Annotated in this window: 13 protein-coding genes and 2 tRNA genes; 7 read left to right on the top strand and 8 right to left on the bottom strand. The window is 41.4% G+C overall.

Annotation, left to right across the window (positions count from 1 at the left end):
• Window positions 1-12: 12 nt before the first annotated feature.
• From ACWICE_RS13400 to ACWICE_RS13390, 3 genes are all read right to left on the bottom strand, one after another.
• Entirely contained in the window at window positions 13-1,332 is a 1,320-nt protein-coding gene (locus ACWICE_RS13400) for a TolC family protein (RefSeq protein ID WP_185214236.1), read from the bottom strand.
• A 1-nt stretch (window position 1,333) separates the two neighbouring features.
• The gene (locus ACWICE_RS13395) at window positions 1,334-1,939 is read right to left on the bottom strand and encodes a TetR/AcrR family transcriptional regulator (protein WP_185214235.1); all 606 of its coding nucleotides are present in this window, start codon (window positions 1,937-1,939) and stop codon (window positions 1,334-1,336) included.
• A gap of 152 nt (window positions 1,940-2,091) precedes the next feature.
• Window positions 2,092-2,754, bottom strand: coding sequence for an NUDIX hydrolase (locus ACWICE_RS13390; protein ID WP_185214234.1), 663 nt, complete (start codon window positions 2,752-2,754; stop codon window positions 2,092-2,094).
• Window positions 2,755-2,896: 142 nt separating this feature from the next.
• Between ACWICE_RS13390 and pfkA the strand changes: the two genes are divergently transcribed.
• From pfkA to gap, 3 genes are read left to right on the top strand one after another with little or no spacing between them, the layout of a single operon-like run.
• The gene (gene pfkA / locus ACWICE_RS13385) at window positions 2,897-3,880 is read left to right on the top strand and encodes a 6-phosphofructokinase (protein ID WP_185214233.1); all 984 of its coding nucleotides are present in this window, start codon (window positions 2,897-2,899) and stop codon (window positions 3,878-3,880) included.
• Window positions 3,881-3,884: 4 nt separating this feature from the next.
• Window positions 3,885-4,733, top strand: a complete 849-nt coding sequence (locus tag ACWICE_RS13380; RefSeq protein ID WP_185214232.1) for a hypothetical protein — start codon at window positions 3,885-3,887, stop codon at window positions 4,731-4,733.
• 5 nt (window positions 4,734-4,738) lie between these two features.
• On the top strand, window positions 4,739-5,734 hold the full coding sequence (gap, locus tag ACWICE_RS13375) for a type I glyceraldehyde-3-phosphate dehydrogenase (RefSeq protein ID WP_185214231.1): 996 nt from the start codon (window positions 4,739-4,741) through the stop codon (window positions 5,732-5,734).
• 1,055 nt (window positions 5,735-6,789) lie between these two features.
• Here the strand turns inward: gap and ACWICE_RS13370 are convergent.
• A complete protein-coding gene (locus tag ACWICE_RS13370; protein WP_185214230.1) occupies window positions 6,790-7,179 on the bottom strand; it encodes a nuclear transport factor 2 family protein in 390 nt (129 codons plus the stop codon).
• Window positions 7,180-7,290: 111 nt separating this feature from the next.
• On the opposite strand from ACWICE_RS13370, the gene ACWICE_RS13365 reads away from it, so the two are divergent.
• The gene (locus ACWICE_RS13365; RefSeq protein ID WP_454298558.1) at window positions 7,291-7,623 is read left to right on the top strand and encodes a winged helix-turn-helix transcriptional regulator; all 333 of its coding nucleotides are present in this window, start codon (window positions 7,291-7,293) and stop codon (window positions 7,621-7,623) included.
• Between the two features lie 546 nt (window positions 7,624-8,169).
• Here the strand turns inward: ACWICE_RS13365 and mnmA are convergent.
• Entirely contained in the window at window positions 8,170-9,270 is a 1,101-nt protein-coding gene (mnmA, locus tag ACWICE_RS13360; protein WP_454298557.1) for a tRNA 2-thiouridine(34) synthase MnmA, read from the bottom strand.
• Between the two features lie 187 nt (window positions 9,271-9,457).
• On the opposite strand from mnmA, the gene ACWICE_RS13355 reads away from it, so the two are divergent.
• Window positions 9,458-9,533, top strand: a tRNA-Phe gene (locus ACWICE_RS13355).
• A 41-nt stretch (window positions 9,534-9,574) separates the two neighbouring features.
• Window positions 9,575-9,647, top strand: a tRNA-Phe gene (locus ACWICE_RS13350).
• A gap of 735 nt (window positions 9,648-10,382) precedes the next feature.
• On the opposite strand, the gene ACWICE_RS13345 is transcribed toward ACWICE_RS13350, so the two are convergent.
• From ACWICE_RS13345 to ACWICE_RS13335, 3 genes are read right to left on the bottom strand one after another with little or no spacing between them, the layout of a single operon-like run.
• Entirely contained in the window at window positions 10,383-11,351 is a 969-nt protein-coding gene (locus ACWICE_RS13345) for an exonuclease (protein ID WP_454298556.1), read from the bottom strand.
• Window positions 11,351-11,947: a dephospho-CoA kinase gene (gene coaE / locus ACWICE_RS13340; protein ID WP_454298555.1), complete on the bottom strand. Its 597-nt coding sequence runs from the start codon at window positions 11,945-11,947 to the stop codon at window positions 11,351-11,353. Before coaE ends, ACWICE_RS13345 begins: the two co-directional genes overlap by 1 nt.
• A 1-nt stretch (window position 11,948) precedes the next feature.
• Window positions 11,949-12,896: a CdaR family protein gene (locus ACWICE_RS13335; protein WP_185217539.1), complete on the bottom strand. Its 948-nt coding sequence runs from the start codon at window positions 12,894-12,896 to the stop codon at window positions 11,949-11,951.
• 170 nt (window positions 12,897-13,066) lie between these two features.
• On the opposite strand from ACWICE_RS13335, the gene purL reads away from it, so the two are divergent.
• Window positions 13,067-16,741 carry a phosphoribosylformylglycinamidine synthase gene (purL, locus tag ACWICE_RS13330; RefSeq protein WP_454298554.1) on the top strand — a complete coding sequence of 1,225 codons (3,675 nt, stop codon included), beginning with the start codon at window positions 13,067-13,069 and terminating at the stop codon, window positions 16,739-16,741.
• The last annotated feature ends 41 nt before the right edge of the window (window positions 16,742-16,782 follow it).

Here is a 16,782-nt window from a genome sequence, read left to right as displayed (position 1 = left end):
TATGTGGTTATATTATTCGTTTACTAATGTTTTTAACTGTCCGTTTGCTTTGATCAACTGGATCTCGGCAATTTTATAATTCAACAATGAGGTATTCAGGTTGTTCTCTGCCGTAGCCAGTGCATTCTCTGCATCCAAAAGCTCGGTCAAGGTTGCCAAACCGTTACGGTAGTTGTTCTGGGTATCATCCAAAACTTCTTTTGACAGGTCAACGTTTCTTCTGTTCGCATCCACGGTCAATAAACTGTTCTTGATCTGCGCTTTCGCATTTTCATTGGCCAAGTTCAGACCAAGACGAGTATCTTCAATATCAACCTCCAATTGTTTGATCTGGATGGTTGCCTGATTGATCTTTGCTTTGGTAGAACCACCATTGAAGATTGGAATGGATAGGTTCAAGCCTAGTCCTGATGTTGGGAACCATTTGAAGTCATTGCTTCCCGGTATCCCTTGACCGAAACCTTGGTAACCGATATCACCACCAAATGACAACGATGGATAATAGGCCGCTTTCATGCTCTTCCTGTTCAGCTCCAATAATTCAGCTTGTTTTTCCATCAACTTGATCTCGGTCCTACCTGCTAAATCCATGGTTGATGTTGCCATTTCCAGATTTACATCAAATGTTTCTTCTGGCAATTCAATATCTGTTTCGATTGGCATACCGATCGCAAACTTCAAGGCATTTTCCTTTAGTTCCAATGCATTGACAACGATCTGTCTCTGTGCAACCAAGTTATTGATGTTTACTATGATACGATCTAAGTCGATCTGTCTAGCGATACCCGCAGTAACCAAACCTTCAATTACCGTCTTGGTCTTATTGGTATTTTCCAAGTTATTGTCAATGGTTTCCAATTGCAGTTGCGTTTGGAAAACATCGTAATATGCATTGGCCACTTTCTCGATCAAGGATTCATCGGTCAACTGTCTGTTGATTATATAAAATTCGCGCGTGGTCTTTGCTGCTTTCAAGCCAGTGAACAAAGATTGGTTAAAGATCTGTTGGTTCACTGAAAGTCCAGCAGTGGAGTTCCAAGGCTGACCCATTTTAAGGTATTGGGTCTGTCCACCAACTTCCAAGGGCATACTTGGGATGATGGCATTGTATTTTACACTTGCCGAGCCGTTGATTTGTGGTAAAGCCCCTGCCCTAACCTCGTCGATTTGGTACTCCGAGTTTTCTAGGTCCAGCATCGCCTTTTTGGCTTCAGCTTTATTCTCCAATGCAAATTTTACCGCTTCCTGCAAGGTTAAGGTCTCTTGTGCATGTAACAATGATCCGGATAGCATTCCCGCTACCATAAGGGCCATAAGTTTTGTTTTATTCATTCTATTTGTTGCTAGCTATTCGTGCTTCGAAAATTAGTTTTAGCGCTCTTTTTTGACTCTCTACGATCTTGTCTACATTCGACTCATTCGGAATGCCTGTAATGACATCCGAAATGGTATGAATAATCCCAAGGCCTTTCTGTATTTCTACTAGAGTCTGTGCACATCCTTCCACATCATCCATGATCAATTCGGCAGCTTCTATCGAACGTTGGAAAAGCATCTTGATCAAGGCCACCTCACGTTTATAGAACTCCTGCATCACCTCGTTCAAATCCAGACCTTTGATCCAGTCCAGGTTCTCACAGATATGCAACACATAATATTTGCGGGTATAAGCAGCCCTATATTCCAATACATCCGTCATCGTCTTCATCAGGTCGCCTGAATAGGACTCTACAATCTCCTTCTCTCCTGCATACACATCATTTCCAATCTTTATCAATACATCTAAAATAAGAGTTGACTTATCTGGGTAATAATAGTAAAGATTGGCTTTTGTAATTCGCAGATCATCGGCAATTTCATTCATTGTGGTTTTATGAAAACCAAAATGAGAGAAGCGTTTCAACGCTGCATCAATGATTTGATCCTTACGGTTCTCCATTTTTATACCTTTTTTATTTTTGACTTTTTCTAAAAATTGTTCAAAAGTATAAAATAGAAAATAAATAATATCATCCCTTTGTCAAAAAAGTGACGATTAACACTTTTTTAACATAGGACCTACGTTTAGACAAAAATTTAAAAAAGTTGTTTTTAGTCCTGGCTAAAGATTTTGTGGAATTTTTTCTTGTCGAATGAATACAGCTTTGCAGCACGATAGGATACTCCTTTTTGGAATTCATTCAATTCTTTGAGATAACCCAGATTATTGATTTTTTTCCTAAAGTTCCTTTTATCTAGCTGTTTGTTGAGTAAGGCCTCGTAGACTTGCTGCAATTGGGTCAGGGTAAACTTGGCTGGCAATAACTCATAGGGAGTGGTAGAAAAAGTGACCGTTTTCTTGAGTCGGTCCAAGCTCAGCTCTATAATATCTTTGTGGTCAAAGGCCAGGTCAGGCAATTCTGTTACAGGAAACCATTTCAGCTGACGCATATAGGTACCGCCCGAGGAAATTTTATTCTTGACCTCTTCCATCTGTACCAAAGCCATGTAAGCAACCGTCAGGATCCGCCCTTCGGGATGTCGCTTGACCCCGGCAAAGGCGGCCAATTGATCCATGTAAATATCTTTTAACCCAGTCATCTCGAATAGGATACGGGCCACAGCATCGGCCATTTCCTCGTATTTATTCACAAAATAGCCCGGTAGAGCCCACCAATCCTTGTAAGGATATTCATTTCTTTCCGCTAACAATACTTTTAGTTGGCCCTCATCAAATGTCAGAATGACACAATCTATGGTAAAATGTGTTTGCAAAATCTAAATTTATTTTAATTGATCAATTGTTTCCCCTAAAACCTCAACAATAATAAGAATTACACAAACAAATTACTAAAAAAATTTAATAGTGTAAGAAATACACATTATATTCGTATTTCTAAAAAATAAGAAAGACCTAATGAACAAGATACGAAGGATTGGCGTTTATACATCAGGAGGAGACGCTCCAGGCATGAATGCAGCCATTCGCGCAGTAGTTCGAACAGCACTTTTTAACGACCTCAAAGTAACAGGTATATTTAGGGGATATGAAGGAATGATCGAGGGAGATTTCACCGAAATGGTAAGTCGCTCGGTAAGTTCTATCCTTCAAAAAGGTGGAACTATTTTGAAATCTGCTCGCTGCCCTGAATTTAGAACTCCTGAAGGACGTAAAAAAGCGTACGAAAATATTAAAAGAGTGGGGATTGACGCTTTGGTGGCAATCGGTGGAGATGGAACCTTTACAGGGGCCGAAGTGTTCTCCCAAGAATATGATATCCCGGTGATGTGTATCCCAGGAACTATCGACAACGACCTATATGGTACGGACTATACCCTAGGTTTTGACACGGCAAACAATACTGTCATTGATGCCATCGACAAAATTAAAGATACCGCCGCATCACATAACCGTTTGTTTTTCGTTGAAGTAATGGGTAGAGACTCTGGATGTATCGCCCTGAATGCTGGTGTAGCTGGTGGTGCAGAAGCCATTATGCTCCCTGAAAAGGATACCGCGATCGACGAACTCATCGAAATGTTGGAAGTTGCAAAAGATCGAAACAAAACCTCCATGATCGTTATTATTGCTGAAGGTGATAAAAATGGTGGCGCCTACAATGTTGCCAAACGCGTGGAAGAAAAATTTGATTTTTATGACACAAAAGTTAGTATATTAGGACATTTACAACGTGGAGGATCCCCAAGTAGTTTCGACAGAGTACTTGCAACCCGAATGGGATATTTCGCAGTCAATGAACTAATAAATGGCAATAGAAGCGCTACAGTAGGAATACGTGGTAGCAAAATGGTAAGCACCACTCTGGAGGAAGCTTTGCGTGGCAAGGAATTCAAACTGGATGAAGAGCTCATCACTATTGCTGAAGTAATGAACATATAAACTTATGATTGCAGTCGTTTTTAGTGGATCAAGATACGCCGATTGGCGACTTGCCGAAAAAGGCAGGATCCTTCATGGATTCCGCACTACCGGTATCAACCCTTATATCCAAGATGAAAGGTTTATCTTTCAGCTGCTCAATAAAAACACCCAACTGATCAACAATGCCGAAAAGATCCGCAAGATCTATTTCTTCGGCGCCGGTGCCTCTTCCAAAGAAAGACAGGAAAAGATCGAAAAGGTATTTTCCAATTTCTTCAAGAATGCCAAAGTCAAAGCCAGCCACGATATGCTGGCCTCGGCAATCTCCACCTTCGGAAACGAAAAAGGGATCATTGGCATCATCGGCAGTGGATCAAATGCTGCATATTATAACGGACGTAAAGTCGTCGAGAACAATTATGGTCTGGGCTACATCCTAGCGGATGAAGCTTCTACAAACTGGCAGGCACGTCAGATCCTCAAGGATTTCCTGACCGAGTCCATGCCCCAGGGATTCCGCGAAAAGTTATTGCACAAGCACAACATCGACCGCAAGGTCATCCTGGACAAAACGTACAACAGCCCAAACCCTAACATCTTCCTGACCTCTTTCGCCGACTTCATCCTGGAAAACAAGGATGACCCTTACATGGAAGGGATCATCAAAAAAGGTCTCGAAAAATATGTGAAGACCTATTTGGTCCCCCTTTCGGAGACATACCCTGACTCAACCTTAAATTTCACAGGTTCAGTAGCTAATAATTACGCCGATTGGTTGCGCGAAATCGCCAAAGAAAACCATCTGGCCGTGGGCACCATTATTAGGGAACCTGTACAAAACCTTGTTAAATATTTTATAAATAAAAATTAGTAAAAATGAAAATTGGAATTAACGGATTTGGCCGTATTGGCCGTTTAGCATTCAGAGCTGCTGTAAAACGCAGTGATATCGAAGTAGTAGGTATTAACGACTTAGTAGAACCTGATTACTTAGCATACATGTTGAAATACGATTCAACACATGGTCAATTCGACGGTACTGTTGAAGTAAAAGACGGTAACTTGATCGTTAATGGAAAAACTATCCGCGTTACAGCTGAAAAAGACCCTGCAAACCTGAAATGGAATGAAGTTGGTGCTGAAGTTGTGATCGAATCTACAGGTTTCTTCTTGACTCAAGAATTAGCTCAAAAACATATCGAAGCTGGTGCTAAGAAAGTAATTATGTCTGCTCCTGCTAAAGACGACACTCCTACTTTCGTAATGGGTGTAAACCATAAAGATCTTAAACCAGAATACAACATCGTTTCTAACGCTTCTTGTACTACAAACTGTTTAGCGCCTATCGCTAAGGTATTGAACGACAAATTCGGTATCGTAGAAGGTTTGATGACTACAGTTCACGCCGTGACTGCTACTCAAAAAACTGTGGACGGTCCTTCAGTAAAAGACTGGAGAGGTGGACGTGGTGCTTACCAAAACATCATCCCTTCTTCAACTGGGGCTGCTAAAGCGGTTGGTCTTGTTTTACCTGAATTGAAAGGTAAATTGACCGGTATGTCTCTACGCGTTCCTACTGCTGACGTATCTGTTGTTGATTTAACGGTACGTCTAGAAAAAGGTGCTTCTTACGAAGACATCAAAAAAGCAATGAAAGAGGCTTCTGAAGGCGACTTGAAAGGTATCCTTGGATACACTGAAGATGATGTAGTTTCTACTGACTTCTTAGGTGACGCCCGTACTTCTATCTTCGACGCTAAAGCTGGTATCTCCTTGAACGATAACTTCGTGAAAGTGGTATCATGGTACGATAATGAGTGGGGTTACTCAAACAAAATTATCGACCTAGCTCAAGAAGTAGGTAAATTATAAGGATAATTTGATTTGTTCCTGGAAACAGGAATAATTCCTATATGAAAAACAGTAGTGGCGAAGAGCTGCTACTGTTTTTTTTGTTGTTACTTTTTGCGAAAAAGTAAGTAAGCTCATGTTTGAACCAGGATGGAAGGGATGTGAGGATGGTCCAAGATCTGGGTTTTGAACCAGGATGGAAGGGATGTGAGGATGGTCCAAGATTATGCTTAATTTGCCACTGGAAAGGTAGCCGATTTTGTAGGGGCTTATTGCATAAGCCCGCCTTCTGCAATCCTAACATCAACCTCAATTCTGATTAAAAAAATTCCTCGATTTTCAAATTATCGCGCCTACAAATCCACAGCCCAAACTCCCATGGGGAACATCTTTATAAAAAATGGAAATCGATCAACGACCAATCCACAGCATGGCTGAAATATTTTTCACCATCTTTTATGTGTCACCCTGAGGGCTCCGCCGAAGGGTCTCGGAACTATCCACAATCATTTGAAAAAGTTTCCTCATCTTACGATTACGGAATGACACGGATCCTTAAAAAGTTAAAAAATAGATTCTTCGTTTCACTCTGAATCCCTCTTTAGCGCATTTTGATTCTGAACGAACAGTGAAGAATCTGTACGGTTCTCTACTAATATTCCCTGTCATCCTTTACCGAAGGTAAAGGACCTGTACGCCAAAACCATTCTTAACTTTTCATGACTAAAGATAAATAAAGGTATTTAGGATTCATAAACCCCCAGAATGGGTGGAATATTTGTAGAAATTGGATGTTTATAATGACCAACCCACAGCGTGGGTGAAATCTTTGTAGACCCATGTTATCAATCAATGACCAAACCTCAGCATGGCTGAAATATTTTTCAACATCTTTTATGTGTCACCCTGAGGGCTCCGCCGAAGGGTCTCGGATCTATCTATGCCCATATTTTTTTTGAAAACCCCTGGATGGAATAAAATATTTCCCAACCCTTCCCTTCCTTGCTTATCCCTGAATAAAAAAAGAGCATTTTTTAGAATGCTCTTTATCAATATGTCCATTAAATAATATTTTACTATTTCCCCCAAAAAGCATTTTCAGCTTCTTGGTCATCTGAAAACAACCAAACTTCGGTAATCTTTTCATTTTCCACTTTAAACAGATCAACACCTAACATATCCAATTTGCGTTCGTCTATCGAACCGCTGAAACGCAAAGGCATTGCAACCAAATCACCATTGACCATTAAATTACTGTTTGGCGTTAATGCAAAGGTCCCTTTGGAAACTTCCATCATACCAGCAATCATTTTACCGATCTCATCAGCACCGTTTTTCAATCCAGAAAATTGATTGTCGCCTGGCTGATGCCATTTAACGCCTTCTGAAAAATACGAAAATGCTGTCGGTACATCACCTTTTCCCAGTGCTTCAGCATATGCAATTACTACTTCTTTTGCTGTCATAATAATTTCTTTTAATGTTTATTGTACAAAATTAGAACATTACTTACCTTTGTACAAGTACCTACCTATTGGTACAGTACTTACCTATTTGTTAGAAACACTGATTATCAAATGGAAGAAAATAAAAAAATAATTAAGCAGTCCGACGAAAACTGCCCTGTACGGAAATCTTTGGAATTATTGGGTGGTAAATGGACCTTATTGATACTGTTTCAAATAAACGAAAGGGTAATCCGTTATGGCGAGCTCAAACGCTGCATTCCCCAAATCAGCGAAAAAATGCTGATTCAAGAACTAAACTCCTTGGTAGCAAACAAATTAGTTTCCAAAAAATCATATCCCGAAATACCCCCAAAAGTGGAATACAGCCTTACCGATTTGGGCTTAAAAACATTACCCATCTTGGATAAACTGGCTACTTTTGGATTGGAAAATTTGAAATAGAATAATTAAGGTCAGAAAAACAGATAAGCTCTAATCAAAATCTAAAGATCGAAAAAGATTTCACCCACCCTGTGGGTTATACGTTATATATTTTCAAAATCTATAAAGATTTCACCCCTGCTAGGGGTTTTGCTAATTATTCAATCCACATATAATCTTGCCCCATCCTCTCATCCCTTCCATCCTGGTTCAAAACCAATTCCCTAAATTTTTCAATAAACCCCATCCGCTTGTCTCGCGACCATCCCCTTTCCTCTTCCAAAAACCAATACAAAAACCATCCCCTCATCCCCCAGCCCTTCTCAATAAAAAAATTCCAAAAATCCATCAAAATTTGACCACGTCAGCTTACTATCCTTTTACTCTCATTCGAGGCATATTGCGAAAATTCCGAATATGTCTCGAATGAGACCAAAAGCATTCCCGACCTTAAGCTCATCTCCTAATCCAAACAAAAATGGTCCAAAAACAACAAAAGGCGATGTGGAAAACACATCGCCTTTTAGCATTTTTATTAATTCACTTTTTTACAAAAGTGATCTTATTTTATCTCTCTTCTTTCATCAAGAAACCACCACCGATCAAATCATCGCCTTCATAGAATACGGCCGACTGACCTGGGGCAATCCCTTTTACATTATGGACGAAATCCACCTTCATGATATCTCCTTGTTGGGTCAAGGTCGAGATAGCACCAGAATCCTTATAACGGATCTTGGTGATCGCTTCCATCGGTTCGTCAAGGGATGCGTATTTCACCAGATTGATGTTCTTGACAAATGCTTGGCTTCTTTCCAGTTCATGTTCCTCGCCCAATACCACCGAATTGGACTCCGGTAAGATCTGGATCACAAACATTGGCTTTCCTAGGGCAATTCCCAAGCCTCTGCGCTGTCCGATCGTGAAATAAGGATACCCAATATGCTGACCAACTACAGTACCGTCAGAAAGGATAAAATTACCCGGTCCGATCTCTTGATCCAAGCTAGGGCGTTTATGTCTTAAGAAGGAGCGATAATCGTTGTCAGGGACAAAACAGATCTCATAGCTCTCCGATTTATTCGCCAATTCCTTTTGGTCCATATCTAGGGCCATCTGGCGGATTTCCTTTTTGGTAAAACTTCCCAAAGGAAACTGCGTCCTTGCCAAGTTCTCCTGGGAAACGCCCCAAAGTACATACGACTGGTCTTTGTTTTCGTCCTTACCCTTGGAGATCACATGTCTACCGTTGTCATGCATGCGGATATTCGCATAGTGACCGGTTGCAATAAATTCACAGTCCAATTTATCGGCACGCTTCATCAGTGCTTCCCATTTGATATGGGTATTGCACAGCACACATGGATTCGGAGTTCTTCCGGCAATATATTCATCAACAAAATTGTCAATCACATAATCTCCAAATTCTGAACGAATATCAAGGATGTAATGCGGGAAGCCATAGTTTACAGCCAATGTCCTAGCATCATTGATACTGTCCAGACTACAACATCCTGTTTCCTTTGAAGAGCCGCCGGAACTAGCATAATCCCATGTTTTCATCGTGATCCCGATGACCTCATATCCTTGTTCGTGTAGCATTACTGCAGCCACGGAGCTATCCACCCCACCGCTCATTGCTACCAAAACTCTTCCTTTTTTACTCATAATATTTTATTGAAGTGCAAAGATACCGTTATTTGCCCATTCCCAATGTTTATTTGATGTAATTTTATCTCAATCAAAATCAAGACTTTGAATATTTCAACGAAAATATTTAAGGCAAAAGTTTTAGAATTCGAAAAAGGACGGTATATTTGCATCGCAAGTTCGGTAACGGACATGTCAAAAAAAAGGTGCCATAGCTCAGTTGGTAGAGCAAAGGACTGAAAATCCTTGTGTCGCTGGTTCGAATCCAGCTGGCACCACCAAAAATCTGACAAGTAACAGATTGTAAAAACAAAAACTTGAAGGTGCCATAGCTCAGTTGGTAGAGCAAAGGACTGAAAATCCTTGTGTCGCTGGTTCGAATCCAGCTGGCACCACAGAAAAAATCCTCAATGAAAATTGAGGATTTTTTTGTTTCTAAAAGTTTTGCTTTTTCAATTCCATGAAAGCGAAAATTTAAGGATTTAACATCCTCATTTTCATAAATTTACCACAAATCAACTCTCCATAATAAACGAAAAATCCTATATTTTTACTCCTTTCCTCACTCGTATTTCTCCTTATTTCCCGTTACAAAACCTTGAAATTTCCATAATTTCAACAATACCCTACACTCTTTATTAATTTTATAATATTAATACTCAATCAGTTATCAAATAAAAAACGTAATTACGTAAAATACCTACCGTTAGGTATTCATTTATTGGCTTTTATACAATATATTCGGAAAACAGAGATTTGGAATTCTAACAATTGGGATTTCACTATAAACCTTAATACCGACGACTATTAATTGCAGTAGAAAAACAGAGAGATTCAAGAATTTTATTAAAAGTGGAAATCATGTGTTCCCTACACAATTTCTTATATAAGCCGTCCTGGCTATTATTGTTAAACAGAAAAATGGCTAGATATTCCGCATCTAGCCATATTTTTTTGATTGATTTTCAAAGTTCTACCTTGCTCCTACAAATAGCCGAGCAAATAATAGATTATGATAAATACCACTATGGTTCCAAAACATCCGAGGCCCATCTTCTTGGCGCCCCAGCCTGCTATCAGTGCTCTAAAAAATTTGTTCATAAGTTGATCTAAATTGTTTACCAATCCTATCAACAATAATCTGGAATAAATGTTTGACTGTGTATATCTCGAATTGCAATATCTTCTGAAAAGTGAGCATGCAAAGCCCTACCATCTCCGTGCAAAGTCCAGATAGCTTTTGGCTTTACCTTACCCACAAAATATAGGATATCATTCCAGTCCACATGGTCGGACAGAAATAGGCTGATATCGTTCTGAGCCTGCAAGCGCTCCCATCCCGAAGCAAATGCCTTAAGCACATTCTTTGCCCTACGATAACTGTTGAAGGTCAGTGGTGGCACCAGATAGATCTTGTTGTCGCCGGCTTCTTTCATGGATTTTCTGTTGTACTGCTCGTATTTCAAGGGTACATCAATAAATTGATCATAGATGCGATGGATAGGCATGATCTGATAGTGCAATAACACCTCTTTCTGCGGGAGATGTTCATTGAGCAGGGCGGTAATACGCTGGGCTTTCCCCAAGGAATAACAGCCCAAGAGGATATTGCTCCTGACATCCAGTTTCATGATCTCGGAAACAGGATCTGGATGTTTGGTTTCTGGATTGGCGAAAGTCGTTTCGGTAATCAAAACTTCTGCCTCTACGATCTGAATAGGTTCGCAGGTACGGTCTTCCTGCAACTTATAGTCGCCGGTATACAGGTACCTCACGCCTTTATAGATCATCATGATCTGTGCGCTGCCAAGGATATGGCCAGCGGGATATAGATAGATATCGACGCCATTGATCTGAAAAAATTCAGAAAATCCCTTGATATGGTAAGAATCCAAGGGTTGCTTGGGATAGCGGTACTGCATAATGGCGGCAGTTCCCGCAGTACAATAGATATTTCTATGGCCAGGGGACGCATGGTCACCATGGGCATGCGAAACGACGGCATGTTTGACCGGATATAGGGGGTCTATATAGAAATCGCCATAAGAACAATAATATCCTTTATCTCTTTTTACTAGAAAGTCTTCAATAATCTGCATTAGCTTGTTTTTCCTTGAATAAATTCCTGATGCAGTTCCATCACCTGCTCAATCAGGCTATGCTCATCATCGTTATAGACGATGCAATCGCTTAGCTTTTCCTTTTCCTCTTCGGGCATCTGTTTATTTATCCTTCTCAGCACCTCTTCTCTGTCCACTTTATCGCGCTGCATCACCCTTTCGATCCGGAGTTCCAATGGTGAAACCACCAGGATGGTGAAATCCAAAGCTTTATAGGATCCGCTTTCAAATAAGAGTGCAGCTTCTTTGACACTATATATGGAAGTCTGGGCTACTGCCCAATCTTCGCCATCCTTGATCACGGCAGGGTGAACGATGGCATTCAGTTTCTTCAGTTCTTCGGCATCGGCAAAGACCCTTTTACCGAGCCATTCCCTATTGAGGCTACCGTCCTCAAAATAGACCTCTTTGCCAAAAGTTTGCATCAGGGATTGACGGACCGCATCGTTCTTGACCATGATATCCTTGGCTTCCCTATCGGCATCATAGGTAGGTATGCCCAAGACCTTGAATATCTTGGTCACTACGCTCTTTCCGACGCCTATGCCTCCTGTAATCCCGATTTTTAAACCCATATTATCTCCTTACAAAAAAATCAACATTCTGAGGTTCTACGCTCAATACCTTGACATAATCAGGCATTTTGGTAATGATGACCGGTAAGCTGGAAACCTTATGGTCTTTCCAGGCATCCAGATCCACCACCGCCTCAAAATCCCTAGAAGTATATTTATTATAATCTTTTACAGCCAACAAAATGGTTGCGCGAACCTTACTCGGCAATACGCGAACCGAAGTATAGCCCTTGCTGTTCTCCACTTTGATCGGCAGTTCGATCACCTTCTCCGTAATCTCTCCGACCGGTACGATCACTTCTGCAAAGGTCGGATAGATTGTAATGTTAGTTCTTTGCTGCTTATTCAAATAAGCGACGGTACGCACATCGGTATTGACATCTTTGCCTTTGATGGTATCGGTCTCCAGGTATTCAATACTGGCCACATCTTCTAATGGGCCCGTAATGGTAACATATTCGGGGTTGGTGCGGGTTTCGCCGATCACGCCATATTGTCTTTGGAAAGTCAGGCTTTCTACGGCTTTGACCGGAACCTTACGCTGGGTCTGTTTCGAGAAATCGAAGTAAAGGGTGTCAGGCGAAACGGCAACGACCTGCTTATCCGTAGGGAACTGCCTATTGATGAAACCGATCTGGTTACCAAAGACGATAAAGTTCCGTGATTTAAGCCCTGAAAGGTCGACCTGAATTTTTGCGGTATCGGGGTGCAAGCGTTCCATGAACACCTTCCAGCCGGACATCTTGATCTTGACGGTTACCGTATCTGATTGAAGGGGATGGAAAGCTTTGTTTTCAGGCAAATTAACATAGGACATGCTCGCCTTTTTGGTGAAGGTATAATCACTGGAAATTGCAAACAAGGTCCAAGCTAAAAATGAAATGATGATACAACGCAGGAAAATGGATAATTTTCGACGTTGCACTTTGTTAATCCGCCTTAAAGCCATTCTACAAATGTAATATTTTGTGAGCAAAAATCACATTTTGACAGTAGCATGAGCTATCCGGCTCAAAAAGCGGAATCCTTAGCAAAAAGATGCCTTTTTCAGCCGGTTTATTCTTAAAATATTACGTAACTTTGCAGAATAATTGAAGGACGTTCAAATTCACTTTAATAATGATTCATTTCTTCGTGAACCCATTGAACACAGTTTATGCTGTTCAAACCCAAAATGATTTATCTACTGAAGATATCTCCAAACTAAACTGGCTTTTCGGCAATTCTAAAAAACTCGACGAACAAACGCTTAACGACTACTATGTAGGTCCGAGAGCCGCTATGGTAACTCCTTGGAGCACCAACGCCGTAGAGATTACCCAGAACATGGGAATCAGCGGGATTATTCGTATCGAAGAGTTTCAAAAGGTTACGGAAGATTTCAAGGATTTCGATCCGATGATTTCCCAAAAGTTCAGTGCCTTGACTCAGGATATGTTTACCATCAACATCAGCCCTGAACCAATTTTGGATATCGATGACATCGAGGCTTACAACCAGTCGGAAGGCTTGGCATTGAGCCCTGAAGAAGTAGAATATCTAAACAAGCTAGCTGAAAAGATTGGCCGTAAGCTGACGGATTCTGAGGTTTTCGCTTTCTCACAAGCAAACTCTGAACACTGTCGTCACAAGATCTTCAACGGTACTTTCGTGATCGATGGTGAGGAACAGCCTACATCCCTATTTAAATTAATCAAGAAAACTTCAGAGACCAATCCGAATGAGATTGTTTCTGCCTATAAAGATAATGTGGCCTTTATCAAAGGTCCTAAAGTAACGCAGTTTGCTCCTAAAACAGCAGACAAACCAGATTTCTATGAAGAGAAGGATTTCGATTCGGTTATTTCATTGAAAGCTGAAACCCATAACTTCCCAACTACGGTTGAGCCATTCGCAGGAGCCGCAACAGGTTCGGGTGGTGAGATCCGTGACCGTCTAGCTGGTGGTCAAGGTGCACTTCCGCTTGCTGGAACGGCAATCTACATGACAGCCTATTCACGTCTGTTGAATGACCGCCCATGGGAAAAAGCAATGGAAGAAAGAAAATGGTTGTACCAAACGCCAATGGACATCTTGATCAAGGCATCCAATGGTGCTTCTGATTTTGGAAATAAATTCGGCCAACCATTGATCACGGGTTCTGTCCTTACTTTTGAACATGAAGAGGATGGTCGTAAGTTGGGGTATGATAAAGTAATCATGCAAGCTGGTGGTATCGGTTATGGCAAGTTGAACCAGGCCAAGAAACATGAGCCACAAGCTGGAGATAAGATTGTGATCCTAGGTGGTGAGAACTACCGCATCGGTATGGGTGGTGCAGCGGTATCCTCAGCGGATACAGGTGCATTCGGTTCAGGTATTGAATTGAACGCCATCCAACGTTCTAATCCAGAGATGCAAAAGCGTGCTGCCAATGCTATCCGAGCTTTTGTGGAAAGTGATGTAAACCCTATCGTTTCCATCCATGACCATGGTGCCGGTGGACACTTGAACTGTCTTTCTGAATTGGTGGAAAATTCAGGTGGTCTGATCGACTTGGATAAGCTTCCGGTTGGAGACCCTACCCTTTCTGCTAAAGAAATCATCGGTAATGAATCTCAAGAACGTATGGGCTTGGTGATTGCAGATGAGGATATCGAGAAATTGAAGACGGTTGCTGACCGCGAGCGCTCGCCAATGTACACTGTTGGTGATGTGACTGCTGATCATCGCTTTACTTTCGAATCAAAGAAAACTGGTGAGAAACCTATGGATTATGCCCTAGAGGATTTCTTTGGTTCTTCGCCTAAAACAATCATGAACGATAAAAAGGTACAGCGCAATTATGCTGACCTAGAGTATACTGTAAACGAGGGTCCTAATTACCTAAACCAAGTCCTTCAATTGGAAGCAGTTGCTGCTAAAGATTGGTTGACCAATAAGGTGGACCGTTGTGTGGGTGGCCGTGTTGCGAAACAGCAATGTGCCGGACCTTTGCAATTGCCATTGAACAACGTTGGGGTAATGGCCTTGGATTATAAATCTAAAGAGGGTATCGCTACGACAGTTGGACATGCACCTTTGGTAGCTTTGGTTGATCCAGTTGCTGGATCGAGAAATGCTATCGGTGAAGCGCTTTCTAACTTGGTCTTCGCTCCTATCTATAATGGCCTGAATGGTGTTTCCCTTTCGGCAAACTGGATGTGGGCTTGTAACAACGAAGGTGAAGATGCAAGATTGTACCAAGCGGTACAGGGATGTTCTGACTTTGCAATCGAATTAGGTATCAATATCCCTACTGGAAAGGATTCACTTTCCATGAAACAGAAATATCCGAATGGTGAGCACGTAATCGCTCCTGGAACGGTTATTATTTCTGCTGGTGGTAACTGTACCGACATCAACAAAGTAGTGGAGCCTGTATTGAAGAAAAACGCTGGTTCTATCTATTATATCAACCTTTCTCAGGATAGCTTCAAACTTGGAGGCTCTACATTCGCTCAGGTATTGAACAAAATTGGTTCGGATGTTCCGACCATTCAGGATGCACACTACTTCAAGAAAGCATTTAATGCGGTTCAGGAATTGATAAACAAAGGTCAGGTTGCTGCAGGTCATGACATCGGTTCTGGTGGTTTAATTACTTCTTTATTGGAACTATGTTTTGCAGATGTGGATTTAGCTGCTGAATACGATCTTTCAAGCTTGAACGAAGCAGACAGTGTAAAAGCCTTGTTCAATGAAAACATCGGTCTGGTACTACAGGCGAAAGAAGATGCGGCATTTGAAAAAGCATTGGCTGAAGCGGGTGTTGAAGCTTTCAAAATCGGTAAGGCGATCAACGGTACTTCCGTGAGCATCAAAAACAATACAGATTCATTCAGCTTTGATGTGGCTGAAACCAGAGATACTTGGTTCAAGACTTCGTACTTATTGGATCAAAAGCAATCGAAAAACGGAACTGCTGACGAGCGTTTCAAGAACTATAAAAATCAGCCTTTGAGATATAACTTCCCTGCTCAATTTGATGGTAAAAAACCAGTGATTGACGGAAGCAAAGCTCGTCCTAAGGCAGCGATCATCCGTGAAAAAGGATCAAACTCGGAAAGAGAGATGGCGAATGCGATGTTCCTTGCAGGATTTGATGTGAAGGATGTTCACATGACGGACTTGATCTCAGGTCGCGAAACATTGGAAGATATCCAGTTCATCGGTGCTGTGGGAGGTTTCTCGAACTCTGACGTTTTGGGTTCGGCAAAAGGTTGGGCAGGTGCTTTCCTTTACAATGAAAAGGCTAAGACTGCTCTTGAAAACTTCTTTGCACGTCCTGACACCCTTTCTGTGGGTATCTGTAATGGATGTCAGTTGTTCATGGAGTTGGAATTGATCAACCCAGAGCATGAGGTTCACGGTAAGATGCTGCATAACACTTCCCAAAAACACGAATCAAACTTTGTGTCGGTGAAGATACAGGAAAACAACTCGGTCATGTTGTCTACCCTTGCGGGTTCAACATTAGGTGTTTGGATCTCTCATGGTGAAGGAAAATTCAATTTGCCAAACCAAGAGGATCAATATAACATCGTAGCGAAATATGCTTACGATCAATATCCACACAATCCAAACGGATCGGATTTCAATACGGCAATGATGAGTGACAAAACTGGTCGCCACTTGGTAACCATGCCACACATCGAGCGTTCAGTTTTCCAATGGAACTGGGCAAATTATCCTGATGGTCGCAAAGACGAGGTTTCTCCTTGGTTAGAAGCTTTCGTTAATGCCCGTAAATGGATTGACAACCAAAGCAAATAAGTTGGAATAACGTAATAGTTAAGAAAAATCCCGATGCCTTC

It is taken from the genome of Sphingobacterium sp. NPDC055346, from assembly GCF_053645235.1.
This window is presented reverse-complemented; position numbering and strand designations above follow the sequence as displayed.

Coding starts and splice junctions, on each gene's coding strand:
- gap (WP_185214231.1), top strand. CDS start 4,739: ATGAAAATTGGAATTAACGGATTTGGCCGTATTGGCCGTTTAGCATTC.
- ACWICE_RS13370 (WP_185214230.1), bottom strand. CDS start 7,179: ATGACAGCAAAAGAAGTAGTAATTGCATATGCTGAAGCACTGGGAAAA.
- ACWICE_RS13395 (WP_185214235.1), bottom strand. CDS start 1,939: ATGGAGAACCGTAAGGATCAAATCATTGATGCAGCGTTGAAACGCTTC.
- ACWICE_RS13345 (WP_454298556.1), bottom strand. CDS start 11,351: ATGCAGATTATTGAAGACTTTCTAGTAAAAAGAGATAAAGGATATTAT.
- ACWICE_RS13335 (WP_185217539.1), bottom strand. CDS start 12,896: ATGGCTTTAAGGCGGATTAACAAAGTGCAACGTCGAAAATTATCCATT.
- ACWICE_RS13380 (WP_185214232.1), top strand. CDS start 3,885: ATGATTGCAGTCGTTTTTAGTGGATCAAGATACGCCGATTGGCGACTT.
- pfkA (WP_185214233.1), top strand. CDS start 2,897: ATGAACAAGATACGAAGGATTGGCGTTTATACATCAGGAGGAGACGCT.
- coaE (WP_454298555.1), bottom strand. CDS start 11,947: ATGGGTTTAAAAATCGGGATTACAGGAGGCATAGGCGTCGGAAAGAGC.
- ACWICE_RS13400 (WP_185214236.1), bottom strand. CDS start 1,332: ATGAATAAAACAAAACTTATGGCCCTTATGGTAGCGGGAATGCTATCC.
- mnmA (WP_454298557.1), bottom strand. CDS start 9,270: ATGAGTAAAAAAGGAAGAGTTTTGGTAGCAATGAGCGGTGGGGTGGAT.
- purL (WP_454298554.1), top strand. CDS start 13,067: ATGATTCATTTCTTCGTGAACCCATTGAACACAGTTTATGCTGTTCAA.
- ACWICE_RS13365 (WP_454298558.1), top strand. CDS start 7,291: ATGGAAGAAAATAAAAAAATAATTAAGCAGTCCGACGAAAACTGCCCT.